The sequence below is a fragment of the Pseudomonas sp. EA_5y_Pfl2_R50 genome, from assembly GCF_963970475.1.
Classification (GTDB): domain Bacteria; phylum Pseudomonadota; class Gammaproteobacteria; order Pseudomonadales; family Pseudomonadaceae; genus Aquipseudomonas.
Genome location: NZ_CAXAPT010000092.1, coordinates 1 through 560, shown reverse-complemented (window position 1 = coordinate 560; position 560 = coordinate 1). Strand labels below are relative to the sequence as shown.

Annotated in this window: 2 protein-coding genes; both read right to left on the bottom strand. The window is 60.0% G+C overall.

Translation table 11 applies throughout. The features are described from left to right. Positions 1 to 350 (bottom strand): phage major tail tube protein (locus AACY19_RS26870; RefSeq protein WP_339454522.1); only part of this gene is annotated, 350 nt, incomplete at its 3' end. 13 nt (positions 351 to 363) lie between these two features. Next, a partial coding sequence (locus tag AACY19_RS26865) for a phage tail sheath C-terminal domain-containing protein (RefSeq protein WP_339454521.1) occupies positions 364 to 560 on the bottom strand: 197 nt, incomplete at its 5' end.

Here is a 560-nt window from a genome sequence, read left to right as displayed (position 1 = left end):
CCGGCTTTCCAGTCACCGAGATCGACCTCTTTGAGGCGACCGCGCAGAGTGGCAACGACCGCTGTCACCGCGCCCTTTTGGCCCTTGAAGGCACCTCGGAACGTGGCGTTGAACGCCGTGCCGTCAGCCAGGCCAAAGTACTTCAGCGACTCGCGGCGCACGCCCTTGGTGACAAACGACGCTTCCATTTTCTCAAGCCCTTGATCCATCTCGATGGGGCCGGCCATGCCGCCCCCTCGATACTCGTCGGTCTTGGTGGTCAGCTTGGGCAGCGTCAGGCTGGGCACATCGCCGGAGAAGTTCACGCCGTCGACGAACAGGTTGGTGTTGTACAAAGTCTGAGGAATCATTTGCTACGCCCCCTTAGGCTGCTTCAAGCACTTCGGTCATCCACTGATCGGTGACTTCGAAAAGGAAATTCGGGTTCTCTGCCGGCGGCACGTCGGTGAAACGGATGCGCCAATACACCTTGCCCTCGGCGATCTGGCTGGCCGTGTTCAGTTCGGTGTCGGCGAACACTTCAAAGTTGATGATCGCGCCCTGGGCTTTCAGGTCGCGCA